The sequence below is a fragment of the Psychrobacter sp. 1Y1 genome (genome assembly GCF_051847395.2).
Classification (GTDB): Bacteria; Pseudomonadota; Gammaproteobacteria; order Pseudomonadales; family Moraxellaceae; genus Psychrobacter.
The window spans coordinates 827,757-852,315 of sequence record NZ_JBPYDF020000001.1 but is presented as its reverse complement, the minus strand read 5'-3'; the positions used below and the strand labels follow the sequence as shown (position 1 = coordinate 852,315).

Genomic DNA, 24,559 nt, shown 5'->3' with positions numbered 1-24,559 from the left:
ATAGTGATAAAAATGAGATAAATAGCAACCAAACAAGGAAAGGAGTACAGATGATATCGAAATATTAGCCAGCTACTTGACGCAGTTTGGCAAAGATTTGGCAATTTACAGTTTACTGTTCAGATTAATGTCACGCCCTAAAATTGTACTGCTGACATCATGTGCGGAAACAGCAACTCATGTTACCATAGGCTGTTTTTGCCACCTGATGAAAGATGCTCATGCGATACCCTTCTAAACGCCGCCATTACCCTACTGCTGCAACCAAAATCACCATGCTTTGTCGTCATTTGCGACCGCTAAACCAACCTAATAAACGTCTATCTAGGTTAGCGTTATTGGCAGCAGTTATAGTCGCACCAATACAGGCACAAGCAGCATTGCCAGCAGCCATTCAAAAAGCCTTGGCGCGTGCCGACCTGACAGAAGCGGATATCAGTATCGTGATTACACCTGTGGGTGACAAAACTGCCAGCCGTCTGCCCACTCCTATTCAAGTCATTGATAGTGATGAACCTGACAGCCAATCTGCAACTACTATAGTATCTGAGCATCCAGTTACAAACGCCTCTACGGATACAATTAGCAGCGACCCGAGCCATCAGAGCGCGTTAGTTACCATAGAGCAGCGCACTATTGAGAAACACAAGCAAAAAATACATGCTTATACCGATGACCCTTATACTTATCAGAGCGTAGAGAGCATTCCAACGGTGATCCCTGACGAACCTCAGCATACGCTTGATCAGAACGCCAAAGAACAAGATACTGCGAGCAATAATAAAGCCTCTATAAAGATTTCATTTTCGCCTTTGCTGGATCACCAGTCTGACATCCCTCGTACGCCTGCCAGCACCATGAAACTCGTGCCTAGCTTTATCGCTTTGGACACTTTAGGGGCAGATTTTGTGTGGCATACACGGGTTTATCACACAGGTATTGTCATCGGCAACCGTCTACATGGTGACTTGATTATTCAAGGAAGTGGCGACCCCAAAATGACCCACGAACGTCTGAAGCAGTTGCTGTATAAAGTGCAAGCATCAGGTATTCATCATATCGATGGTGACATCATCATCGACAGCGCAGTTTTTAATAATGTTAGTAAAGATCCAGCCGCCTTTGATAACTCACCGCTACGCCCTTATAACGCTAGTCCTGATGGGTTTTTGGTTAACTTTAGCACCATTGGTATCAAAACTTACCCTCAGGATAATGGCCAGGCAAGCGTGACCTATAAGCCGCGGTTAGCCAATTATCAGCTGCCTGCTACAATCAATACCCGTGCAGCCAGTTGTGGGCAAGCAAGCTATAGCCTAGCGCCGCAGTGGCAAAACACGCAGCTTGTGTTAAATGCCAGTCTGCCAGAGAGCTGCGGCGAGCATATCTTTTATGTGGCGTATCCCAATGCCAAAGAGTTTGCGGCACACGTCATCGCTGCCAAATGGCAAGCGTTGGGGAATACTTTGAGTGGGCAGGTCATCTCGCAAGAAACCTCTTACGATGTGACCAAGACAACAAAACGAGCGCACGGGCTTACGGCTATCGCGATGTCGCCTCTACCTATGGTCAGCTATCCGTCGTTGAATTTAACCGAGCAGATTCATGACATTAACCACTTCTCAAACAATGTCATGGCTGAGCAAGTGGCGCTATCTATAGGCGCTTATGATAAAGGAAGGCTGACTCATCCAATACCTTCTAGCACAACTGCGACTAGTCCAAGCAGTCATGAAGTCAAAGCTAGTAATGAGATGGATAATAAAGTAGCGGCTGTTAAATCTAGTGGTAAAAAGGCTAATAGCTTATATCAGTTTGGCAAACCTACTACGACAGACTATCCTGCAGCCTTACAAACCATCAATCAATGGTGGCAAACCAACCTCAGTACACCGCCGCCTCATTTGACCAATGGCTCAGGACTTTGCCGTGAGTGTACTATCACTGCCGCCAACCTAAGTGAGCTACTGACTTATGCTTATAGTCGACCAAATTTTGAAGCCTATGTCGATTCGTTAGGGGTCGCTGGGGTCAGTGGCACTATTGCCGCTCATAGCAATCGCTTGCCTGAATCTGCAGCCACTGGCCGCGCATGGATAAAAACTGGCACGTTAAATAACGTCACTTCAATGGCAGGTTATGTTAAAGGACTGTCAGGACAGGATTATGTTGTCGTCGGCATAATCAATACTGAGCAAGCATTAAATCCTTATGCAGCGCGACCTGTGTTAGATGTCATGCTCGACTGGGCAGCACAGCGCTGATTTTAACGCTTTAAGACGTTGTATTATCTATACTCTATTTTTTACCTTTATAAAGGTTAGCTTATGTCACGCCAGACAACCAGTCTCAACAAACCTCAGACGCTTGTACAAGTGCAGCCCAAACTGGCTCGATATGTCGGTTTTTTTGCGATTGGATACACGCTCGCCAGTACCATATTTATGATGATACAGACCAAGCTTGCGCTCAATCCACAACTGGTCATGGTGGTTTCTATTATCGTAGGTGCTTACATCGCTGTCAGTAAGTTTATCAAACATCAGAAGCGAGCATTAGCGCGAGATGAGATTAATAAATTGATGTTCGGTGGGGTTGTGATTGTCTGGATGCTAACTGTTATTTATTTTTCAGCCATCTGGTTTTGGCTGTTTGATACGATAAGCCGTGAGGTACTGTTCGAGATGGCGATGCAGCGTCCACTACCCCTGCTTTCATCACTAATGCTAATACTGGTCCTCACTCTAGTCAGTGCGCGAATCAGTCTATGGTCTATCAATCGATTATTAGACCCTATACGCAAATCAACGTAAGTACAAACCATCATCTACAAGGTGCTACAAAGTTTTCCCCTGCTAATGCGTAAAATCCGTTAGGCTAAGTTTAGGGCATGTCATTATTTTAAGAATAGTACTAAAAATGAGACAAAGTAAGACGCGCCCTAGTAAGTAGTATTTTAGCGATGACTTGTTTTACCTTTATAATAGGAGCGAACATTATGGACATGATCTTTTTTGACAACATAGACAAGCTTGGTCGTATTGTTTTGACGACTGTTATGGTTTACGTGTTGATCGTGACAGTCACCAAAGTCTCTGGCAAACGCTCAACGTCGCAGCTCAATAACTTCGATTGGATCGTGACGGTCATGATCGGCTCGTTGGGTGCCAGTACAATTTTGCTCAAAGACATTCCTTTTGTTGAAGGGGTATCGTCTATTTTAGTGCTGTACCTACTGCAATTTGTGGTAACCAAATATGCGTCTGTTTCACCGCAATTTAGTAACTTTATTTTATCAGAGCCGCGTATCGTTTTTTATCAGGGGCAGTTTTTGCCAGATGCCATGCGTGATGAGCGCTTGACGCGTCAAGAAATCGAATGTGCCATGCGTTCTGAAGGGATTAATAGTTTTGATGATGTCGAAGCTATTGTTTTTGAGTCTGATGCAAAATTGACTGTCATTCCAAAGCCAACCCAAAGTGATAAGAGCGACGATGATCAAAGCGCAAGTAGCAACGTATCAGAGACGATTAACCCTCTGATGTAAATTGCAGACAATAAACAACGAACGATACAACTATCAAGAACACTCCCTAGTAAGCTTGAATTCAATTATCGAGATGGTAAGCATTATGAAAGTAAGGATTTTGACCGTTGGCAATAAAATGCCTAGCTGGGTACAGACGGGTTTTGACGAATATTACAAACGTATTCAACCGATGCTAAGCACAGAAATTGTCGAGATTGCGGCAGCCAAGCGGGCAAAAAACCCTTCAGATGCTAATTTGGCACAGTACCGTGAGCAAGAAGGTCAGGCTATATTAGCCGCTCATAATGCATCAAGCCGTGAGCAGTTATGGGTATTAGATGTCAAAGGCAAGATGATTTCGACAGAAGGACTGGCTGATAAGCTCGCTGATGGCATGCTGCAAGGCGATGATATTGCCTTGGTCATCGGCGGTGCAGACGGCGTCTCGCCAGAAGTATTGGCGAAGGCCGATGCAAAATTATCACTGTCAGCACTGACATTGCCACATCCGCTAGTACGCGTCGTACTCATGGAACAATTGTATCGCGCGATGAGTATCAACAATAACCACCCTTATCACCGTGGTAATTAAATAAAATACTAAGCTATTTTTTTGATTTAAAACATTGACCCTAAAGTAGATTGAAAAACTGGCGCACGCCCTAATAAATGCAACATGAAATATCTAAAACGTGCGACACCCAACGCCTCCAAGCCCTCTCATCAACGTGATGATCATCATAGTGTGCAGACGCCTATCACAGCGGCTGCCGCATGGGAAAACACGTCTGATATAGCGACGAATACATCTAAGCTACCAGCGCTCTTTATCTCGCATGGCGCGCCTACGCTTGCAATTGAGCAGTCTGCGACGACCAGTGCACTGGCACGTATCGGTCAAAACTTACCTAAGCCACGTGCTATCGTTATTATGTCAGCGCATTGGCAGTCAGCAAAGCTAGAGATTAGTAGTAATCCACAGCCAAAGACGTGGCATGATTTCTCAGGATTTTCGCCTGAACTTTACGACATTCAGTATCCTGCTATAGGTCAGCCTGCACTGGCTGAGACACTTGCTCAGCAGCTGACTGCACGTGGCATTACTTGTAGTGTCAATCCAGTGCGTGCCTGTGATCATGGTGTGTGGACGCCGCTCAGACATTTGTATCCAGAAGCCGATGTACCTATCGTACAGATATCACTGCCGCAGCATTACGACAGTGTTGCCTGCTATCAGTTAGGCGCGCAGTTAGCACATCTACGTGATGAGCAAATTCTCGTCATTGGCTCAGGTAACATTACGCATAATTTGCAAGCATTGCGCTGGGAAGCTGACAGCATCGATCAAGCAGCCAAAACGTTTAAGCAATGGTTGTTACAGCAGCTCAAAATAGATATTCCCACAGCGCTCGATTGGCAGAAGTACCCAGACTACAAGGACATTCATCCAAGTGATGAGCACTTGCTACCACTGTTTTTTGCATTAGGTACTGGTCAGCGCGTCTCTGTCGTTCATCAAAGTATGGCCCATCATAGTTTGGGTATGGATATCTATCGCTTTGATTGAGTGCGATCAATATCGCTTCATCCTACTTCTCAAAAGCGTGTTTGGTAAACAAACCTGCGCGCTCCATCTCGCCCGCCACGCTGAATAATGTCGCTTCATCATTCATGCGCCCGATTAATTGCATGCCAATCGGTAGGCCTTTTTTGCTCATACCAACGGGTACTGACATTGCGGGTAACCCTGTAACATTACCCAATAACGTAAAACCCATCTTACCTAATACAGGTGCGCTGAGCTTTTCTATCATGCCTGAGCTAAAGGCATATCTACCCATATTAAAACCCTTGTTAAGCACCTCGGCGCTACGCATCATCATCTCATCCATACGACTCGGCGGTAGCACACCATGCTTTACCGCAGGCGTGGGTACAGTCGGACACAAAATCATATCGTAGTCTTCTAGTAATAGACCCGTCTGATATTGGCTATGATGCCAGCCATGTTTGGCATGTGCCAAATCAACCGCTGATAGCGAACGCCCAAGCAGTGCCATATTATAGGTTTGTGGCTCTAGGTTTTTGATCTGGTCAGCCCCAAATTCACGCTCGATGTTATCAATCGTAAAAGCAGTATGCGCGCAGACCACAACGATAAAGTCATGCCAAAACTGCTCGATATTGATTTTTGGCTCGGCTGGTACTACTTCATGACCCATAGACTCTAATTGTTTAGCCGTTTGCACAAGTACCGCCAACACCTCTTTGTCCACTGTCGTATTGGCTATCAAAGGCTGCTGATGCAAAGCAATTTTTAGCTTTCGCGGTGCACGCATTGCCGCTTGCAAAAAAGTGCCGTCTGGCGGAGCTATAACATAAGGGGCGCCAATCTCTGCTCCACTAGTGGCATCTAGCATCACCGCACTATCGCGCACTGAACGCGTAATCACATGGTCAGCTACTGCCCCCTCCCAGCCTTCACCAAGATTAGGGCCCATTGGATTACGTCCGCGGCTTGGCTTTAACCCAAATGTACCGCACCAAGCAGATGGAAAACGTATCGAGCCGCCACCATCACCGCCGCCTGCCATCGGGACAATACCGCTCGCAACTGCTGCTGCACTACCACCTGACGAGCCGCCAGAACTGTAGCCTTTTTTAAAAGGATTATGAGTAGCACCATGCGCTTTTGGCTCAGTCGTGATAATCAGACCAAACTCAGGCGTGTTAGTCTTGCCAAAGGTATTAACACCTGTCGCCTTCATCCGTTTGACGATTTCGCTGTCTTTTTCTGAAATAATATTGACGCTGCGACTGCCCATCGTAATCGGCTCGTCGGCAAAACTAAATGATAAATCTTTTAGTAAATACGGCACGCCAGTAAATATACCTGAAGGTAAACCCGCCTGCGCAGCATTATAAGCACGCTCATCAAATCGATGCACGATAGCATTTAGCTTAGGGTTGATTTGATTGGCTTGATGGACAGCAGCGTCTAGCAATTCCTTTGCACTGACCTCACCTGAGTTGACCAATGCTGCTAAGGCGAGACCATCATACTGAGTATATTCTTTAAACATAACTAACCTTCCCTAGTTTGATAGTGTTTAATAAGATTAAATTTTACATTCTTAATTATAGTTACACATAAAAAAAGTCAAACAACTTTGCTCGACTTTTCTATTATTCAAAAATTTATTTCAATTCGAACTGAACAAACCTATTCCACTCTTCAATTGCATTGTTTATAGATTTTTGATGATTTTTAATTCCCTGGTTTTGTTCTTCAACAAAGTCGTCAATACAAATTTGATATTTATTAACGTCATCGACAAACCTATTGTACTGGGCTTCGGATGTAAAATTGTAGGGCTTACTAGGCTTAGAGCAGTACATATGCTTTTGGAACGTATCAGCAAACGCTATATCGTAGATACCTAAAGACATAATGATAATAATGGATACCAATTTCTTCATAAAACCTTCCTATATATTCAGCAGGTGCAGTTAATACTTTTGATACTTATTCTAATATGAACAATTAAAGATAACTAATTAAAACCAGTTTTTAAGGATAGTATTTATCTACATCAATAGTTCACGCTTACCACTTTTGCCCATCGAGCTGACCAATCCAGCTTCTTCCATAGAGTCGACAATACGCGCAGCACGGTTGTAGCCGATGCTGAATTTACGCTGAATGCTTGAAGCAGAAACTTTACGTGTTTCCATGATAAAGGCCACGGCATCATTATATAAATCATCATCTTCACCAGAGGCATTGGCTGTACTACCACCGCCTGGGCTAGATAATTCAAAGTTGCCTGCCATATTATCAATATAGTCAGGGGCGCCGCGCTCACGCCACGCATCACAGACACGGTTAACTTCTTCGTCACTGACATAAGCACCATGTACACGATCCGGCTCAATCTGCCCTGGTCCCAAGAACAACATATCACCGTTACCTAGCATATCCTCAGCACCGCCACTATCTAGAATCGTACGTGAATCGACTTTTGAGTTGACTCGTAGGGCTGCACGCACTGGGATGTTGGCTTTAATCAGACCCGTAATGACATCGACGGACGGACGCTGAGTTGCTAGCATTAAATGAATACCTGCAGCACGCGATTTTTGCGCCAAACGTGTGATGAGCTCTTCGGCTTGTTTACCGACCTGCATAATCATATCGGCGAACTCATCCGCGACAATGACAATCATGGGTAAGGTTTTTAACTTGGGTGCTTGGCTAATACTTACGCTGTCATTCGGTCGCCATAGAGGATCGAGCATTGGATTGCCTGATTTCTCCGCCGCGATGACCTTCTTATTAAACTCATTGAGCTTACGAACCTTTAGCAAGCTCATTAGCTGATAGCGACGTTCCATCTCGGCCACACACCATGACAAGCTACTAGCCGCTTCCGTCATATCGGTGACTACTGGCGTTAGCAAATGCGGAATATCATTATAGTTAGCAAGCTCAAGCTGCTTTGGATCAATCAAGATAAGACGTAGCTCATTGGGTGTATATTTAAGTAGCATCGATAGTAGCATCGAGTTGACCAATACTGATTTACCAGAGCCTGTGGTACCAGCGACTAGCATATGCGGCGCACGCGCAAGGTCGGTAATGATTGGGTTACCACCGATGTCTTTACCCATCGCCATGCTAATCTGCGCTTTAGGATCTTTGAACGTTTCGGTATTGAGCAGTTCAATCAAGCGTACCATTTCACGTTTCTTGTTAGGCACTTCGATACCAATATACGGTTTACCCGGAATCACTTCTACCACACGCAAAGAAGCCATTGATAGTGAACGCGCTAAATCACGCGAGATACCTGTGACTTTACTAGCCTTCACACCAGCAGCCAACTCCACTTCAAAACGAGTGACAACAGGGCCAGGGATAGCATTAACCACAGAGGCTTTTACATTAAATTCTTGTAGCTTAATTTCTAGCAATTCAGATAACTTTTCAAGCTCAGCCACAGTGTAGCTAGGCTTGCGGTCGGGATCAGGCTTATCCAATATAGAGACTTCTGGAATAGGCGTTAGACTGCTGCGATAAGCTGCCGTTTGCATCGAGCGTGACTTTTGACTAAAAGCTGCATCATCACTAATATGTGGCATGACCGGTACATTGGTGTCGTCATCACTGTCATCCTCTGGCATCATATCAGTGATATGGTTACTGCTATCGCCCTCTGGGACAGCAAAACTAACTGATGGCTGGGTAGGCGTTTTAGGCTCAGGCTGTATATTGGAGATTGGGCTGGTCACTTCTACCGTTGGCGCTGCTTTTGGATTGGCAGGAGGCGTATTTGTTGGTGTCATGTCTGACACATCTGACAATGCAGGCTCAGTCTTTACTGTTATCGGAGCAACTTCAGGCTCAGAGACTACTGCTGTCTTTTCGGTATGTGGCAAATCTACAGGCGTATCAAACGGCTGATTGGCTGAATCCTGTGCAAAGCTAATAGGCTCTTCTACGATAGGTTCTGGCGTCTTCTCTGGTACGATTGGCTCAGCTACGACAGTTTCCCGAACAGGCTTAGAGTATTCAGACGTTTCTACAACAGACTCTGTAGGTTCTGATATGTCAGCATGCTCTGCCAACCATGCTTCTGCTAATTTATCTACTTCCGCAGTCTCAGGTGTCGTAGAGATTTTAGGGTCAGCAGGTTCAATGACTGGCTGACTGGCTAAATTACTACTCACTGACTCATCAACTGATGACTGAGCTAATGATTCTTTATCATGTATATCTGGTTGAGCAACCGCTTCCGTCACTGTAGTTGCTGTAGTGGCAGGTACTGCTTTCTCTAACGATGCTGTGGTACTAGTACCCATTTGGGAATAGTTAGGTACAGGCATAGCCGAGCTGTCCATGCCACTAGCACTGTAAGCCATTTGCTCACTTGCAAGTAAATCATCGACCGTACTGGCATCATTCCACGCAAAGCTTGGCTCAACTTTGCGAGTAACAGGTGCAGTCAAGTTTGAGGCTAATGGCTGGACTGTACTATTAAACGTATTATCAGTAGAGTTATTAATCGAGCCTATATCGGTATTTGCCTGCTCATATTTGACATTACTAGGTGTTGCCGCTGCTTTTGCTGCGATGACAGAGGCTTTGACACTATCTGCCAATCCTGATGTTGCCAAAAAGTCTGACAAGACACTACCGAAACGTCCACTACTGCTGACGTCTTGAGTACCGCTAGTATTTTCCGCAGACTGTAACTCAAGTGGTAGCTGCTCATGCTCTACTTTTTTATCTACCGACTCATCTAAGTTTTGGCTATCATCTTGTGATGCAATGCTCGGTTCAGTAGCGTCGATAGCATCCTGACTTTTTACACCTGAACCAAGCCACGACAGCGCACGAACCTTTTGATATATCGTCATCCAATGGATATTAAAGGCAAACGTAGCGGTAATCACAACGAATACTGCTAAGAAAACCACACTCCCCCACTGCGATAGTAGCTGTGCCAAACGCGCCTGCAATTCTAGCCCGATGATACCACCAGCGACGCCTTCGAGACCGATTGCGTCAGGGTTCGTGACTTGTTGGACTAAAGAGACCAATTGTGCAAATAATGCGCTAGCACTTAATAGTAAAAACACATAAGCGACCAATCGCATGAGCCAAAACGTTGGCTTGTTTTCCCACCAAATTAGGATAGATTCATAAACCACGAATGCCAAAAACCACCAAGCACCAAACCCAAAAAAGCTGTAAAGCAAATCGGACAACCATGCGCCTGCCTCGCCGCCCATGTTATTAATCGTGGTCATATCACTACTGATGTGCGACCAGCTAGGATCGTTGCCTGTATAAGTCATCAAAATGACAAACAGATAAACGGCCAGTATTAACCCAAGGAGGGTAAACATTCCCTTTTTTAAATACTCAATAAGCGGTGCTGATATCACGTAAGATCTGCCTTGTTATTAATACTAAATGGTCGCCAATGCATGACTAAGCCTAATCATGCTGACATAAAGTGTTGACATAAATGTACCGAGCGAAGTGTTTGTTTGGCATGTGCCGATTGTAGAGCCTTTAAACAACCGTTATCGCTTGGCTCCTACTACACTTGGCATAACTTCTTATAATAACAAATACATAGGTGCAGTGGCGACAGTCTTATCAAGAAAGCGTGTAAGAAAGTGAATCAATAGACACTTTGCGTAAGAAAACAGCTGGTTAGCGAAACACGAGTGGCAAAATATGGCTAACTGTATTGCCTAAATTCTATAAAATAGTCTCTGTTTTCGCACTTATGTTCCAAAGTTATTTATTCTTTGATTCTAATGATACCTGTGTTTGTTTTAGCAAACTTGCACTTTGTGCGCTGTGCCCTTATGTTATTATCACACAGCAATTAGAAGAAGCATATTCGTAGTCATTTTTGATATTCGTCTTTTATTATATTTATAACTTACATTTTTAATTCGTATATTTAGCAAGGAACAACTCATGGCAACTGACACTACTGCTCCACGTCACGAAAAGCTCATTATTTTAGGCTCAGGCCCTGCTGGCTACTCTGCCGCAGTCTATGCAGCACGCGCTAACCTTAAGCCAGTTATGGTCACTGGTATGGAAGTCGGTGGACAATTAACCACCACTACCGAAGTCGACAACTGGCCAGGCGATGCGCATGATTTGACAGGTCCTGCATTGATGGAACGTATGAAAGCGCATGCAGAGCGTTTCGGTACTGAACTGGTCTATGATCATATCAATGAAGTAAACCTAAACGAGCGTCCTTTTCAATTGACAGGTAACAACGGTAGCTATACTTGTGACGCACTCATTATCTCAACTGGTGCCTCTGCACAGTACTTGGGACTAGAATCAGAGACTAAGTTCAGAGGGCTTGGTGTATCAGCCTGCGCCACTTGTGATGGTTTCTTTTATAAAAACCAAAAAGTTGCGGTAATTGGTGGTGGTAATACAGCGGTTGAAGAAGCTTTGTACTTATCTAATATTGCGTCTGAAGTGACCTTAGTGCATCGCCGTGACAGCCTACGCTCTGAAAAAATCTTGCAAGACAAGCTGTTTGAAAAAGCCAAGAATGGTAATGTCAAAATCGAATGGAACCATCAAGTAAAAGAAGTGGTCGGTGATGACATGGGCGTCAATGGCGTCGTCATCGAATCAATGATTGATGGTAGTACCAAACAACTAGATACAATGGGTATGTTTGTCGCTATTGGTCATAAGCCAAATACTGACTTGTTCAAAGGTCAGTTGGATATGAAAGATGGCTATCTGATCGTTAATAGTGGCTTGAATGGTAATGCTACTCAGACCAGTATCGAAGGTGTGTTTGCCGCAGGTGACGTAGCTGATCATGTTTACCGTCAAGCTATCACTTCTGCTGGCACTGGCTGTATGGCTGCGTTGGATGCTGAAAAGTACTTGGATGCACTGGGCGAAACGGTCGCTCGTGATCACACTTACGATTCAACCCTAACTGCAGATAAAGAAGCCTAAATGGGCAACTTTACTCAACAGCACGATAAACACATTACGCCTGAGACTTTAAAAAGTCTTGGGCGTTATGACTTTCCCGATCCCATTTCTATCGATCCTGATGGTATTGGCATCGTCGCTATGGGTGGTGACTTAGCGCCTGAAACGCTGATATCAGCCTACGCTCAGGGGCTATTTCCTTGGTTTAACGAAGATGAGCCTATTGCTTGGTGGTGCCCTGAGCCGCGTTGTGTGATTGTCCCCTCTGCCTATCAACCGAGTAAGTCTCTACGTAAGCAAGCAAATCGCGAACGTTGGCAAGTGACGCTTAATCAAGCTTTTGACGATGTCATACATGCCTGTAGCTTACCGCGCAGTGATGGCCTTAATGACAATCATCCCGAAGGCGAGCATACTTGGATTCATGATGAGATGATCGAAGCCTATACCAAACTGCATGCGCAAGGCTTTGCTCATAGCATTGAAGTTTGGGACGAAGCAGGTCAACTGATTGGCGGATTATACGGGTTAAAGATAAACGGTATCTATTTTGGTGAATCAATGTTTCATCGAGCGTCTAATGCGTCAAAGCTAGCGTTTTGGGGTCTGATGCGCTTATGTGAGCAAAGTGATGTCGCACTCGTTGACTGTCAGCTACCGAACGATCATTTGATGAGCTTAGGTGCGACTACTTTACCGCGTGCTGACTTTTTAACTCAGTTAGACAACTTAATAGGCAGCCAGTCTGTGCCATGGCGAAAGCATTCTCATAAACCGTTAGCGGTATCGCTACTGGATAGCGAATCGCCGTGGCAACTAGAGTTATGATTATCATAGCGAAAAAATAAGAGGTTATTATGGCACTTGATACATCGTTTCTATTGATTGGAGAGCTAGCAGCAAAAGCCAATACGACCAAAGATACGGTTCGCCATTACGAGCAATTAGGCCTGCTAAAATCTCGCAAGCGTCAGGCAGGCTCCCGTCTATATACCGAATTTCATCCAGAGTGTATCGAACGCATAGAGCTGATCAAAAGCGCGCAAGCTATTGGCTTTACGCTTACTGAAATCAAAAACAGTCTAAATGATTATTATGATGGTCATTTGGATATTGATTCGCAGCTTGTACTAACACAGCAAAAACTAGAACAGGTTAAAAAACAGCAAGCCAATATCAGCATAATGGTGGAGTTACTGAGCGAACGCTTGGATATTTTAGGTCGAATGAAAGCCGATAGTGATTATCAGCTTGATGTGGAAGTCTGTAAAAAGAAAATTCCTTTGCAATAAAGCTTAGTTAATTCTGCTTTTATATCATAGCTGTTATAGCTACTTTTATCATCGCCGTTTATTTTTTATTAGGGCGTGTCCTCATTTTAAAAATGGTGATAAAAATGAGATAAATTGCCGTCAAACGAGGAAAATAGTGCAGATAATATCGAGATATTGACCAACTATTTGACGATGTTTGGCAAAATTTAGCTGTTTTTAGCCCATTTAGAGGACACTCGTTTGAATTGAGGACACGCCCTAAGCTTTACTCACTTCATTAAATATAAGTATGCTGCATGATTAATGCATCGACTGCTGGTTTATGTGGCACTTTATAATAGCCTTTGCGTCTATGAATGATGCTAAATGCTTGTTGCTCGTATAACGCTATCGCCGCTGTATTGTCTGCACGTACTTCTAACAAAAGACTCTCTACCTGATTAATCTGTAACAGCTCATGCAGTTTATTCAATACCTGCGAAGCGATACCTTGGCGTTGGTACTTTGGATCAGTTCCGATACGTAACACCTCTGCTTGCTCAAAAGTTGTTTGATATAAGCAATAGCCAACTATCTCACGGTAAGAAGTACTATCTTCTTTGGCTTGATCGTAAGCAATCAGCAGACGAATACTGTCTTGTTCAAGCAATTCAGCCAATGTTTTCTGGTTCCAAGCATCATCCGGCTGCACCATCGTTTCTATATCGGCAACAGTTTGAATGACGTTTTCGTGTTCTACTGCATTCGTTGGTAATGCTTCTATCACAAACATGACGTTCCTTTTACGCTTATTGTTAGGCTATTTTTATTATTATATTACGCTTAAATAATACATGTAGAGCTTGCCACACGCTTATTTATGTAGTCCTGTACTTATACAATCAACATTTCCTAATAAAAAAAGGCCACCCTAGATAGGATGACCTTTTTTGTGACTAATTCATAAGCTCATTGCTGAGACTTATATTAGTTCAATACGTTAGCAACAACACCAGCGCCTACAGTACGGCCGCCTTCACGAATTGCGAAGCGAAGACCTTTGTCCATAGCGATTGGGTGGATAAGCTCTACGCCCATCTCAACGTTATCACCAGGCATTACCATTTCAGTACCGTCTTGTAATTGGATTGCGCCAGTTACGTCAGTAGTACGGAAGTAGAACTGTGGACGATAGCCGTTTAGGAATGGTGTGTGACGACCACCCTCTTCTTTTGACAATACATATACTTCAGCGTCAAACTTGGTGTGAGGAGTGATTGAACCTGGCTTAGCTAGTACTTGGCCACGTTGTACGTCTTCACGCTTAGTACCACGTAGTAGTACGCCACAGTTTTCGCCTGCACGACCTTCGTCAAGCAGTTTACGGAACATCTCTACACCAGTACAGGTGGTTTTTTGAGTGTCACGGATACCAACGATTTCGATCTCGTCGCCAACTTTAACGATACCAGATTCAACACGGCCTGTTACTACGGTACCACGACCTGAGATTGAGAATACGTCTTCGATTGGCATTAGGAATGCTTTGTCGATGTCACGCTCTGGCTCTGGGATGTAGGTGTCTAGTACGTTTAGTAGTTCTACAACAGCTGGTTGGCCGTATTTTTCTTGTGAGCCTTTTAGGGCTTCAGTAGCAGAACCTTTAACGATAGGAGTGTCATCGCCTGGGAAGTCATAGTCGTTCAATAATTCACGAACTTCCATTTCTACTAGTTCTAACAATTCTTCGTCATCAACCATGTCACATTTGTTCATGAATACGATGATGTACGGTACGCCAACCTGACGTGAAAGCAAGATGTGCTCACGTGTTTGTGGCATTGGGCCGTCAGTTGCAGATACGACTAGGATTGCGCCGTCCATCTGGGCCGCACCAGTGATCATGTTTTTAACATAATCGGCGTGACCTGGGCAATCTACGTGAGCATAGTGACGGCTGTCTGTGTCATATTCTACGTGTGAGGTGTTGATTGTGATACCACGTGCTTTTTCTTCTGGTGCTGAGTCAATAGACGCATAGTCTTTGGCTTCGCCACCAGAGGTGATTGCAGCTACGGTTGCGATTGCAGCGGTAAGGGTTGTTTTACCATGGTCAACGTGTCCGATTGTACCGACGTTGACGTGTGGCTTGTTACGTTCAAACTTGGCCTTTGCCATGGGTATTTCCTCTTTTTTTGGTGAATGATCAATAAAAAGCTGTTTAATGGCTCATAATAGAATTAAATCATCATAAACCTAGCTATCAACCGCACGAACCACTGCTTAAACAATGCTCCGAACTAATTCTTGTATCCGTTATTATACGCTGACTTGTCTTAAATAGTCATACATCTCTCAATCGAAATCAACTTCTCTCTAACCAGTAGATATACAGCTCGATTGATTATAACCTTTCTTATAACCGTATAATTATCTTGATATGCAAGGTCGCGATATTAGCTGACCGACATCATCAAACAATCCGTAAAATCCGTTAACATATGGAACAGCAGTCCAGTTCCAATGATATTAAAAGGCTTACGAAGAAAGAGTAAAACAAAATACACTAGCATCGCATAATAAGTATGTAACGGATGAAAATCAATGCTACATCTATTTGCCTGAAATATTGGGTTTGCTACCAGATGATCTATATCAACCAACATGGTCGCAAGCAAAATCAGATACGCTTTTTTCCACTCTTTTCTAAAAAACGCAATCGCGATAAAAAGAGGAAAACCAAAGTGCAAAAAATAATGTATTAATGTCTGCATACTGACCTATTAGTTTTAGTCTTCTCTATATAAGACCATCAAAACCAATATTTATTAATATACTGACAGCACTAAAAGGCAACACCTCAGTGTCACCTTTGAATCATTGTCTACCGCACTACTGTTATATATTTCAATATTCTATAATTTCGATATCGACGCAAAGTTATATAAATAGCAAAACAAGCATAAAAGGTATAAACAATAAATGGAGCTCATATCGAGAATTGAACTCGAGACCTCTCCCTTACCAAGGGAGTGCTCTACCGCTGAGCTATATGAGCGTATATTGAAACCTTTGAGTTGCACTAAAAAAAATATCACGATGCAGCAATAATTACTGACTCTCGTGATGATTTATTGTTATGCTTTGCGATGGTGTATATATGGAGCGGGTGGCGGGAATCGAACCCGCGTCATTAGCTTGGAAGGCTAAGGTGTTACCATTATACCACACCCGCATTTACTCTTATTCAGGATAACTCTAATCGAGAGTTATGAGATATAGAGAGTATGCTTGGCGCTATGACAAACTTTAGAAAATATGGTGGTGGGGGAAGGATTCGAACCTTCGAAGCTTTCGCGACAGATTTACAGTCTGTTGGGTTTGACCGCTCCCCAACCCCACCTTAGGTTGCTTTGAACAAAAATGACTTACATTTAAGACAAATTCATAAAAAGCTACTTTAAGAGAGATGGTGCCGACTGCCGGGATCGAACTGGCGACCTACTGATTACAAGTCAGTTGCTCTACCAACTGAGCTAAGTCGGCTTGTTCTCTTAAAGTGGTGGCTATTCTATCAAATTTTTTGAGATGCGCAAGTACTTTTTCATCTTTTTTTAAATTAATTTAATATAAATATTTAAGTCACTGATTAAGCTAGTTTTTTTATAAATAAAAATATGGCAATAAATTGGCTTTTTACTTGCAGCCTTTATTTTTGCCATATCACTGGCTATTTAATTAGCGAATACGCAAGCCATTACAGGCCATTTCTACCGCTTTTATTAATGCCAATGCTTTTTTATTGGTTTCATCCCATTCTTTTTCTGGAATAGAATCAGCGACAACCCCTGCTCCGGCTTGAATATGTATTTCACCACGGCGCATCACCGCAGTACGGATAGCAATGGCCGTGTCCATATTACCATTCCAACCTAGATAACCAACTGAACCACCAAATACTGTTCGACGTACTGGTTCTATCTCATCGATAATTTGCATAGCGCGGATTTTGGGTGTGCCCGATAGCGTCCCAGCTGGGAAAGTGGCACAAAACACATCTAGTGCATCCTTATCAGCTCGTATCGTACCCTCAACATTAGATGCGATATGCATCACTTGTGAGTAGCGCTCTATAAACATCTTTTCTGTGACTTTAACACTGCCATATTCGCAAACGCGGCCAAGATCATTGCGACCCAAATCAATGAGCATCAAATGCTCCGCTGTTTCTTTCTCATCATTTAGCAGCTCTTGCTCAAGCGCGAGGTCTTCAGCCTTATCTCGGCCACGTTGCCGTGTCCCTGCTAGCGGCCTTACCGTCACCTTGCCATTTTCGATACGGGATAGGATTTCAGGAGAAGCACCGATAATATCAAAGCGTTTGTGATCATCGAGTGTATAGCCATGCACCAAGAACAGATAAGGCGACGGATTAAGGTAGCGAAGCGCACGATAGACGGCTAGAGAGTCGCCTGTATAGTCCGCTGTTAAGCGCTGCGCTGGCACTACTTGCATGACGTCACCTGCGGCAATGTAATCCTTTATTTTATCGACATCGCTACAGTATTTTTCAGACCCTGTTTGCGATATAAATTTAGGCGTAGGCATTACATGTGCGCGCAGGTTGGACGGTTCTGCTAGCTTTTCCTCGATTTGTTCTAGCTCACGAATAGCTGAACTGTAACCATCCTCAGACTGGCAATCAGCATAGACGATGATTGACAGCGTATTCTCTAAATTATCAAATACAATAATGCTCATCGAAAGCATCAGCCACATATCTGGCATCGACATTGGGTTGGCCGCATCAGATAAGCCGACACTTGGCTCAATAACACGTACCATATCGTAGCCAAAGTAACCGACTAGACCGCCACTGAAGCTCGGCATCGTCGGCACATCTTCAGCGGTTGGCATATGATATTGCGCCATCAGCTCACGTAGGTAATCAAAGGGATTCTCTACTGACTCTGTATCAATATGATCGTTTCGTTTGGTCGTCATATTGCCATCAGCGTACTGTAAAATCAGATCGCTACCCAATCCAATCATGGAGTATCGCGCCCAGCGCTCACCGCCTACCACAGACTCAAACAGATAGGCAGAGCCGTTTAGATCACGTACTTTGGAGAATACAGATACGGGAGTCTGCGCATCCATCAGACGTTTTTTTACTAGTGGTGCGTGACTAAAGCCTCTATCTCTAAAAGCTTGGTATTCTTCAAAAGTCATCATAATAGCGCTCTCTTAGCACCTTATAGGCAATAATAAAACTATAAGCTGCTCTATAAAATATAGCGCCAATATTCGCTAAAATATCGACGCTATAATGAGTCATTTGTTTAAAAAACGGTAAGCACAACAAGGCTCTCTATCAAAAATTACGACAAAGACCTAGTGTAGAGTTGAATTATGCACCGCCCATATTAAACAACCATAAGGCCAAACCGATAATTAGAATGGTCACAAATACCCATATAAACCAGCCACCGCTTGCTTTTTTCTCTACATGACCTGCATGGGCAGGGTTGCTGATTTCTTGATCCATCGCATTATTGCCTTCGGTACCAAGATCGCGCGGCTGCCCTAAATTAGCCGTGCCTGAAAACTGTGCACTAGCTGCTTGTTTGGCTTTTAAAACTTCAGGGTCAGCTTCTTCTTGTAACTCTGTTTTTGTCGTTTTGTCGTGTTCGTCTTGGATTGCTGGCTCTTCATGCATTACTGGCTCTTCATGCACTGCTGGCTGCTCTTCTACCACTGGCGCGCTATCAGTAGATGCTGTCTTTGGTGGCTCTGTAGTCGTCACAGCCTCTGTTTGGGTTGCTGTTGGTACAGATGCGTCAGCTACTACTTCTGTAGCAACTGGCGTGTCTTCTACTGGCGTAGGCGATGCTGCATCCGCGTCAGACAGTACTTCATCAATCCCTGTTTTTTTGACAACTGGCTCTGTAGCAACGGCTTCTTCAGTAGCTAGCTCTTCAACAGCTGGTTCTTCAACAGCTGGTTCAACGGTTGCGTGCGTAGGGGTTACTGATTCTTCGGTCATATCTGAGCCGGCATCTACAGATAAAGATTCTACAGGTACAGTATCATCTGTAGCAGGTAACATTTCTTCGATGCCAGTCTCTTTGATCACTGGCTCATTAACTGTTTGCTCTATGATCGGCTCTTCCTCAAGAACGCTTTCCTCAATTATCTGCTCTTCAGTCACAGGCTCACTAGCAGTAGTTTCCAGCACGGCAGCTGTGTCAGCATTTTCATGTGCATCTGCTACTAACTCCTCTGTGGTCACTGGCGCAGCAGATGTCTGTACTTGAAAGCTAAAACTTGCAAAGCCAAGCGTATCATTTGCTTTGAGATGACTAGATTCATTACCTGCAATACGTTGCTCATTAATAAACGTACCATTAGAAGAGTCTAAGTCTTTTACGTACAGCTGACCGTCTAACACACTGAGTACCGCGTGATTGCGAGAAACCTGCTTGCTACCTAGGACTACGTCGTTATCACTACCACGACCTATAGATAAGCTATCACTAACCGTCAGTGTTAGGTCACCTAGCGCTTCGGTCAATGCATTCAGCTGCCAAGTTGTACTTGCTGCCGTATTCGTACTTTCTGTCTCGTTTGTCATGTTATAACTCCTTATTTTTCTATTGAATATCCAATGATGCTAAAAATAATAACTCTAAAATATTACTGCCAATTTGTGATAAGTATTGTCGCTATTTCTTTAATAATAGTTGCCTAGCACGGTTTATTAAGTACTTTCCTCAGACACCATACAGTATTTACTTTGGTATAAAGTGAGGTTTTATAACTTTATCAAGCTTGCTATACGGTATATTAAGAATAGGCATACCGTAAGCATATGGGCCGATAGAATAATGCTGGTAACGAATGCTAACGCCTGTATCAGTCAAGGTCACATTATCGCTCAACGTAAATGGCCAGTTTTTCTCATAACTGCTCACGTCTTCGGCAACCGTTTTAACCCACGTTTTATAAGCATCATAGGCAAGCGCCTCAAAGTGAGGTTTTTTACCTGAGATAAGCATGTCGTCAAGCGTGACTTGCTTTTTGGTACTTGGGTCAAATACTAGGTACTCGCTATAAGGCATGCCGTGTGCACCGCCCGTATAGACATAGGAACTAATCTCAAACAGTTCAAAGTCATCGACATGACCTAGATAATTGGGCGCTACCATCAGATTATAACCCCACGACACATCATCAGGCATATCTTGAAATTGCGAATTCACAAAGCTATCAAGAGCAGCCGTAACTTCCTTCTTGTTGCTTTTACCCTTGATAGGTGCTGACTCTGTCATCTGACTATTAACGACCATATTATCGATACGGGCATTGGCAATCTCATCTATCCAGTTTTGACTGCTTTTGAGATATTTAACTTCAATCTCTGGACAGTTATCACGCTTGTCACACGTCTCTTGTATATTACTGGGTAGTTGATACGGTAGATATTCAGTGCTGCTAATAAAACTTCCTGCATTTACCGACATGCTAACGGCACTTAACAGTAAGCTGCCAGTCAACATAGCAATTGAACGTCTCTGGCTTACTTTTATCGAAAATAGATCAGCCGATATAGATTTATCATCAGTTTGAGTCGTAGTGTGCATATGTCCTCTTTTACAAATATAAAATGCCATTCAATATTCTACCGTAACAATTACAATGTATTGTAGGAAGACTGTTCACGTTTTTGAAGTGGTGTAAGCGAGCGGTTATCTGACTCTTACTATTCGAGTCGTAAACACAGGCAATAAAAAAGACACGGCTGGCGTGTCTTAATCAATAAACGATATAAGCGTATAAATAAATTTAATGTTCGCGAGTGCTACTAAAAGTCACTTCTGGATAGCGGTCTTGCATTAGCTGTAGATTGACACGTGACGGTGCAAGATACGTTAGATAACCGCCCCCATCTAATGATAATTGGTCATGGGCTTTTTTCTTGAACTTCGCCAATGCTACTTCATCATCGCAATGAATCCAGCGTACCGTAGCTATCGATACTGGCTCAAAGGTACATTGAACCTTGTACTCTTCTTTGAGACGATGCGCGACCACCTCAAACTGTAGGACACCGACCGCACCCAAAACCAAATCATTATTAATCTGCGGCATAAAGACCTGCGTTGCGCCCTCTTCACTTAATTGTTGAAGACCTTTTTGCAGAGCTTTTGATTTAAGCGGATCTTTTAGTACCACACGGCGGAACAATTCAGGAGCAAAATGCGGAATACCGGTAAAGCTTAGCTCTTCGCCTTCAGTGAAGCTGTCACCGATAGAGATCGTTCCGTGGTTATGCAAACCAATGATATCACCCGGATAGGCTTCTTCTAGCGCCTCGCGGTCACCTGCTAAAAAGGTTAGAGCATCGGCAATACGTACGTCTTTACCCAGACGCACATGTTTCATTTTCATGCCCTTCTCGTACTTACCAGAGCACACTCGCAAGAACGCAATGCGGTCACGGTGACGCGGATCCATATTGGCCTGAATCTTAAAGACGAAACCTGTAAAATCTGTCTCGGTGGCTGAGACTTCACGCTCAGTCGTTGGATGAGCTTTTGGCGGCGGGGCATATTTGACCAAGGTATCAAGTACCATGTTTACCCCAAAGTTACCCAATGCCGTGCCAAACAATACTGGCGTCATCTCGCCAGCCAAAAATGCTTCAACACTGAACTCTTCTAGCGCCATCTGTACCAGCTCAAGCGACTCTTCGAAAGCGTCAAACATTAGCTGTCCTAGACGTTCACGAATATCTGGATAATCGTAGCCTTCTCGGGTCTCAGAGACCGTCATCTTGCCGCCATTACCTTTTTCATAAAAGTAAGTTTTATTTTCAGTCAAATGATAGACACCGATGAAGTCTTGACCCATACCGATAGGCCAAGTCACTGGGATACATTTGATTTTTAGAACGGCTTCGATTTCGCTAAGCAATTCAAGCGGCTCACGAATCTGACGATCTAGCTTGTTGACGAATGAGATGATAGGTGTATCGCGCATACGACATACTTCCATCAGCTTGATGGTTCGTTCTTCGACACCTTTTGCACCATCTACCATCATCAACGCACTATCCACTGCAGTCAAAGTACGGTAGGTATCTTCACTAAAGTCGGCGTGACCTGGGGTATCCAGTAGGTTGACCATATGGTCTTTATACGGAAACTGCATGACAGACGTCGTGATCGAGATACCACGCTCTTGTTCCATGCTCATCCAATCTGAGGTTGCATGACGATCTGTTTTACGGCCTTTTACTTCGCCCACTACCTGAATCGCTTGACCCCACAATAGGAGTTTTTCGGTCATGGTGGTCTTACCAGCATCGGGATGCGAGATAATGGCAAAGGTGCGGCGCTTAGCAACTTCTTTGTTTAATTTCTTTGGATCTACGCTCATAATTTTCAGCTTCAACAGTTATGTGATTTAGAAGTGACTCTAAATAAATAAATAAAATAATGGGCGTATTGTAGCGGATTTAGCATCAGGGTGCAGAATTAGCGTATAAAAAAACACGCCCCGTTATTTCAACGAAGCGTGTTTTTGGGCTTTCTAATTGCGATCATCATGCTTGAGTAGCACGACTAACAGCCATCAATTCATCTTAATAGTATCGTTCGATTTCCTCAGCCAAGAAGTCGCCAGCCACTTCATTGACGATTGTACAATCGACTACGTCAAAACGGCTGTCTGTGTTCGGATCAGTGCTACCTTTGGCGACATAGTTTGCCTCATAGACGTCTTTTCCGTATTCAACACCGCTATACTCATAAGCAGGCTGGTCATCATACTCAAAAAACATAACTTGCGCAGCTTGTTGCTGATTGCCTACGCCCACTCCGAACTGAGAAGTTCTATGATCTCTATCCGCACTAAAGCGGGTTTTGGCCACTTCAATCCATCTCTCTATTGAGGCATATCCAGTCTTGTTTTTCTCATTAAATGCCAAAAACGAACGCTCGCTGGTTACCACAGGGATATAACAAACCGACCCTTCAGGAAAAGCAACATTGGTCGGAATTTCAGAATAGTTGTTTAAGTCGGTAATAATACCGTATCTATTGTTCACGTTTGTACTAGCAACATAGCTGTTAGCACGCAGCCCTGATAAATTAAGCGTCTTATAAGTGGTTTGGTAGTCTAGCTGGTTATTGGTGTTTTTTTCATAGATGGGGCGTTTGACCGTCCGATTATTAACCTCGATGTCTTTGTTTTCAAGTCGACCCTCGAAATCATCTGCCAGCACGGTTCTGTCTAAATCATTCAGGCTTTGGTTGCTATAACTGTTGATGAGATTGGTTGTTTTGATCTCGCGCGCACCAGTACGATACGTTTCATCAATTCGCGCAATTGCCGTAGCATTGGCTTTGCTATCGTAACTATTGGCAAAGCTTGTCAATGTAATCTCGCTACTAGCCGTCCCATAAGCGCCGTCTTCTTCCCCACATCCTATCAAAGCGAGTGTCGTCAAAAAGCAAACACTAGGTATCGCAATCCATCTATTCATCAAACAATGTCCTTATGATTCAGATTTCTATTATCTGTACTGATAATATATATGGCTCATTACCGCTATTGCACCTCTTTGACGACTGTACAATAAGCTTGTAAATCTAGAAACGAATAAAACTGTGCCCGAAATCTCATTTACAAACTAGTAGTATATATTTACTCCCAATGCACTGAGCTGCGCCTGCGATTTGTTATGCTAGGTTTCACGTTGAGATTTACCATTCAGATATAAACATAAAACTTACAACAAAGGATGTGTTATGAAAACTCTATATTCTACCAAAGCAACTGTCGTGGGCGGCCGAGCAGGTTCAGTCAGCTTGAACGATAACGATCTTAGCATCAACATGGTACCACCAGGCTCCGGAAAAGAAGGTAGTAATCCAGAACAACTTTTTGCTATGGGCTACAGCGCCTGCTTTGATAGTGCACTTGGTGCAGTCAAACAGATGGAAAAGGCAAAATTTGACTCGACTACTTCAATAGAAGTAGATTTACTACAAGGCGAAGGCCACGAATATAAGCTTGCAGCCAAAATTCATGTCATTGGTGAAAATACAGACTTGTCAGCGGATGAGTTTCAACAGTTAGTTGAAAAAGCGCATCAAGTATGCCCATATTCTAAAGCCACACGTGGTAATATCGATGTTGAAGTCTCTTCAGAAGTAAAATAACGTATTATGAGATCCATTATCAACTAATAATGAAAAATATATTAATTAT

The 24,559-nt window shown here is 43.6% G+C and carries 20 protein-coding genes and 4 tRNA genes; 9 read left to right on the top strand and 15 right to left on the bottom strand.

The window, feature by feature from the left end; translation table 11 throughout:
• The first annotated feature begins 221 nt into the window (after positions 1-221).
• From ACS8FA_RS17605 to ACS8FA_RS17585, 5 genes are all read left to right on the top strand, one after another.
• Entirely contained in the window at positions 222-2,264 is a 2,043-nt protein-coding gene (locus ACS8FA_RS17605; protein ID WP_439266681.1) for a D-alanyl-D-alanine carboxypeptidase/D-alanyl-D-alanine-endopeptidase, read from the top strand.
• 63 nt (positions 2,265-2,327) lie between these two features.
• Positions 2,328-2,813 (top strand): ABZJ_00895 family protein, encoded by a 486-nt coding sequence (locus ACS8FA_RS17600; RefSeq protein WP_439266679.1) that lies wholly within the window; start codon positions 2,328-2,330, stop codon positions 2,811-2,813.
• 185 nt (positions 2,814-2,998) lie between these two features.
• Positions 2,999-3,547, top strand: a complete 549-nt coding sequence (locus ACS8FA_RS17595) for a DUF421 domain-containing protein (protein WP_439266677.1) — start codon at positions 2,999-3,001, stop codon at positions 3,545-3,547.
• 85 nt (positions 3,548-3,632) lie between these two features.
• The gene (rlmH, locus tag ACS8FA_RS17590) at positions 3,633-4,121 is read left to right on the top strand and encodes a 23S rRNA (pseudouridine(1915)-N(3))-methyltransferase RlmH (RefSeq protein WP_057758501.1); all 489 of its coding nucleotides are present in this window, start codon (positions 3,633-3,635) and stop codon (positions 4,119-4,121) included.
• A gap of 84 nt (positions 4,122-4,205) precedes the next feature.
• Positions 4,206-5,096 carry a DODA-type extradiol aromatic ring-opening family dioxygenase gene (locus ACS8FA_RS17585; RefSeq protein ID WP_439266674.1) on the top strand — a complete coding sequence of 297 codons (891 nt, stop codon included), beginning with the start codon at positions 4,206-4,208 and terminating at the stop codon, positions 5,094-5,096.
• Positions 5,097-5,118: 22 nt separating this feature from the next.
• On the opposite strand, the gene ACS8FA_RS17580 is transcribed toward ACS8FA_RS17585, so the two are convergent.
• The 3 genes from ACS8FA_RS17580 to ACS8FA_RS17570 form a co-directional block, all read right to left on the bottom strand.
• Entirely contained in the window at positions 5,119-6,612 is a 1,494-nt protein-coding gene (locus tag ACS8FA_RS17580) for an amidase (protein WP_439266672.1), read from the bottom strand.
• A gap of 115 nt (positions 6,613-6,727) precedes the next feature.
• Positions 6,728-7,009, bottom strand: a complete 282-nt coding sequence (locus ACS8FA_RS17575; RefSeq protein WP_439266669.1) for a hypothetical protein — start codon at positions 7,007-7,009, stop codon at positions 6,728-6,730.
• A 108-nt stretch (positions 7,010-7,117) separates the two neighbouring features.
• Entirely contained in the window at positions 7,118-10,480 is a 3,363-nt protein-coding gene (locus ACS8FA_RS17570; protein ID WP_439266667.1) for a DNA translocase FtsK 4TM domain-containing protein, read from the bottom strand.
• 547 nt (positions 10,481-11,027) lie between these two features.
• Here ACS8FA_RS17570 and trxB point away from each other — a divergent pair.
• From trxB to ACS8FA_RS17555, 3 genes are read left to right on the top strand one after another with little or no spacing between them, the layout of a single operon-like run.
• Positions 11,028-12,050 (top strand): thioredoxin-disulfide reductase, encoded by a 1,023-nt coding sequence (gene trxB / locus ACS8FA_RS17565; RefSeq protein WP_057758497.1) that lies wholly within the window; start codon positions 11,028-11,030, stop codon positions 12,048-12,050.
• Positions 12,051-12,857 (top strand): leucyl/phenylalanyl-tRNA--protein transferase, encoded by an 807-nt coding sequence (gene aat, locus ACS8FA_RS17560; protein ID WP_439266665.1) that lies wholly within the window; start codon positions 12,051-12,053, stop codon positions 12,855-12,857.
• Between the two features lie 29 nt (positions 12,858-12,886).
• Complete coding sequence (locus ACS8FA_RS17555; RefSeq protein ID WP_101204974.1) at positions 12,887-13,321, top strand: MerR family transcriptional regulator; 435 nt, start codon at positions 12,887-12,889, stop codon at positions 13,319-13,321.
• Positions 13,322-13,580: 259 nt separating this feature from the next.
• Here ACS8FA_RS17555 and rimI read toward each other — a convergent pair whose 3' ends face one another.
• The 12 genes from rimI to ACS8FA_RS17495 form a co-directional block, all read right to left on the bottom strand.
• Positions 13,581-14,075 carry a ribosomal protein S18-alanine N-acetyltransferase gene (rimI, locus tag ACS8FA_RS17550; RefSeq protein ID WP_420230139.1) on the bottom strand — a complete coding sequence of 165 codons (495 nt, stop codon included), beginning with the start codon at positions 14,073-14,075 and terminating at the stop codon, positions 13,581-13,583.
• Between the two features lie 194 nt (positions 14,076-14,269).
• A complete protein-coding gene (tuf, locus tag ACS8FA_RS17545) occupies positions 14,270-15,460 on the bottom strand; it encodes an elongation factor Tu (protein WP_114701991.1) in 1,191 nt (396 codons plus the stop codon).
• Positions 15,461-15,738: 278 nt separating this feature from the next.
• On the bottom strand, positions 15,739-16,056 hold the full coding sequence (locus tag ACS8FA_RS17540) for a DUF6122 family protein (protein ID WP_439267374.1): 318 nt from the start codon (positions 16,054-16,056) through the stop codon (positions 15,739-15,741).
• A 209-nt stretch (positions 16,057-16,265) separates the two neighbouring features.
• A tRNA-Thr gene (locus tag ACS8FA_RS17535) sits at positions 16,266-16,340 on the bottom strand.
• 103 nt (positions 16,341-16,443) lie between these two features.
• Positions 16,444-16,517: transfer RNA gene (locus ACS8FA_RS17530), tRNA-Gly, on the bottom strand.
• A gap of 84 nt (positions 16,518-16,601) precedes the next feature.
• Positions 16,602-16,685 (bottom strand) — tRNA-Tyr (locus tag ACS8FA_RS17525).
• Between the two features lie 67 nt (positions 16,686-16,752).
• Positions 16,753-16,828, bottom strand: a tRNA-Thr gene (locus ACS8FA_RS17520).
• A 192-nt stretch (positions 16,829-17,020) separates the two neighbouring features.
• A complete protein-coding gene (gene trpE / locus ACS8FA_RS17515; RefSeq protein ID WP_439267375.1) occupies positions 17,021-18,517 on the bottom strand; it encodes an anthranilate synthase component I in 1,497 nt (498 codons plus the stop codon).
• A gap of 175 nt (positions 18,518-18,692) precedes the next feature.
• Positions 18,693-19,916, bottom strand: coding sequence for an FHA domain-containing protein (locus ACS8FA_RS17510; protein ID WP_439267377.1), 1,224 nt, complete (start codon positions 19,914-19,916; stop codon positions 18,693-18,695).
• Positions 19,917-20,073: 157 nt separating this feature from the next.
• Positions 20,074-20,925 (bottom strand): RsiV family protein, encoded by an 852-nt coding sequence (locus ACS8FA_RS17505; RefSeq protein WP_439267379.1) that lies wholly within the window; start codon positions 20,923-20,925, stop codon positions 20,074-20,076.
• Between the two features lie 202 nt (positions 20,926-21,127).
• Complete coding sequence (locus tag ACS8FA_RS17500) at positions 21,128-22,723, bottom strand: peptide chain release factor 3 (RefSeq protein ID WP_057758477.1); 1,596 nt, start codon at positions 22,721-22,723, stop codon at positions 21,128-21,130.
• A gap of 205 nt (positions 22,724-22,928) precedes the next feature.
• Positions 22,929-23,831, bottom strand: coding sequence for a hypothetical protein (locus ACS8FA_RS17495; protein ID WP_439267381.1), 903 nt, complete (start codon positions 23,829-23,831; stop codon positions 22,929-22,931).
• 265 nt (positions 23,832-24,096) lie between these two features.
• Here ACS8FA_RS17495 and ACS8FA_RS17490 point away from each other — a divergent pair, with 265 nt between their 5' ends.
• On the top strand, positions 24,097-24,510 hold the full coding sequence (locus ACS8FA_RS17490; RefSeq protein ID WP_439267383.1) for an organic hydroperoxide resistance protein: 414 nt from the start codon (positions 24,097-24,099) through the stop codon (positions 24,508-24,510).
• Positions 24,511-24,559 lie beyond the last annotated feature (49 nt).

Bases quoted from the DNA above. Each gene is read 5' to 3' on its own strand.
- ACS8FA_RS17605 (WP_439266681.1), top strand. From the start codon at position 222: ATGCGATACCCTTCTAAACGCCGCCATTACCCTACTGCTGCAACCAAA.
- ACS8FA_RS17600 (WP_439266679.1), top strand. From the start codon at position 2,328: ATGTCACGCCAGACAACCAGTCTCAACAAACCTCAGACGCTTGTACAA.
- ACS8FA_RS17595 (WP_439266677.1), top strand. From the start codon at position 2,999: ATGGACATGATCTTTTTTGACAACATAGACAAGCTTGGTCGTATTGTT.
- rlmH (WP_057758501.1), top strand. From the start codon at position 3,633: ATGAAAGTAAGGATTTTGACCGTTGGCAATAAAATGCCTAGCTGGGTA.
- ACS8FA_RS17585 (WP_439266674.1), top strand. From the start codon at position 4,206: ATGAAATATCTAAAACGTGCGACACCCAACGCCTCCAAGCCCTCTCAT.
- ACS8FA_RS17580 (WP_439266672.1), bottom strand. From the start codon at position 6,612: ATGTTTAAAGAATATACTCAGTATGATGGTCTCGCCTTAGCAGCATTG.
- ACS8FA_RS17575 (WP_439266669.1), bottom strand. From the start codon at position 7,009: ATGAAGAAATTGGTATCCATTATTATCATTATGTCTTTAGGTATCTAC.
- trxB (WP_057758497.1), top strand. From the start codon at position 11,028: ATGGCAACTGACACTACTGCTCCACGTCACGAAAAGCTCATTATTTTA.
- aat (WP_439266665.1), top strand. From the start codon at position 12,051: ATGGGCAACTTTACTCAACAGCACGATAAACACATTACGCCTGAGACT.
- ACS8FA_RS17555 (WP_101204974.1), top strand. From the start codon at position 12,887: ATGGCACTTGATACATCGTTTCTATTGATTGGAGAGCTAGCAGCAAAA.
- rimI (WP_420230139.1), bottom strand. From the start codon at position 14,075: ATGTTTGTGATAGAAGCATTACCAACGAATGCAGTAGAACACGAAAAC.
- tuf (WP_114701991.1), bottom strand. From the start codon at position 15,460: ATGGCAAAGGCCAAGTTTGAACGTAACAAGCCACACGTCAACGTCGGT.
- ACS8FA_RS17540 (WP_439267374.1), bottom strand. From the start codon at position 16,056: ATGCAGACATTAATACATTATTTTTTGCACTTTGGTTTTCCTCTTTTT.
- trpE (WP_439267375.1), bottom strand. From the start codon at position 18,517: ATGATGACTTTTGAAGAATACCAAGCTTTTAGAGATAGAGGCTTTAGT.
- ACS8FA_RS17510 (WP_439267377.1), bottom strand. From the start codon at position 19,916: ATGACAAACGAGACAGAAAGTACGAATACGGCAGCAAGTACAACTTGG.
- ACS8FA_RS17505 (WP_439267379.1), bottom strand. From the start codon at position 20,925: ATGCACACTACGACTCAAACTGATGATAAATCTATATCGGCTGATCTA.
- ACS8FA_RS17500 (WP_057758477.1), bottom strand. From the start codon at position 22,723: ATGAGCGTAGATCCAAAGAAATTAAACAAAGAAGTTGCTAAGCGCCGC.
- ACS8FA_RS17495 (WP_439267381.1), bottom strand. From the start codon at position 23,831: ATGAATAGATGGATTGCGATACCTAGTGTTTGCTTTTTGACGACACTC.
- ACS8FA_RS17490 (WP_439267383.1), top strand. From the start codon at position 24,097: ATGAAAACTCTATATTCTACCAAAGCAACTGTCGTGGGCGGCCGAGCA.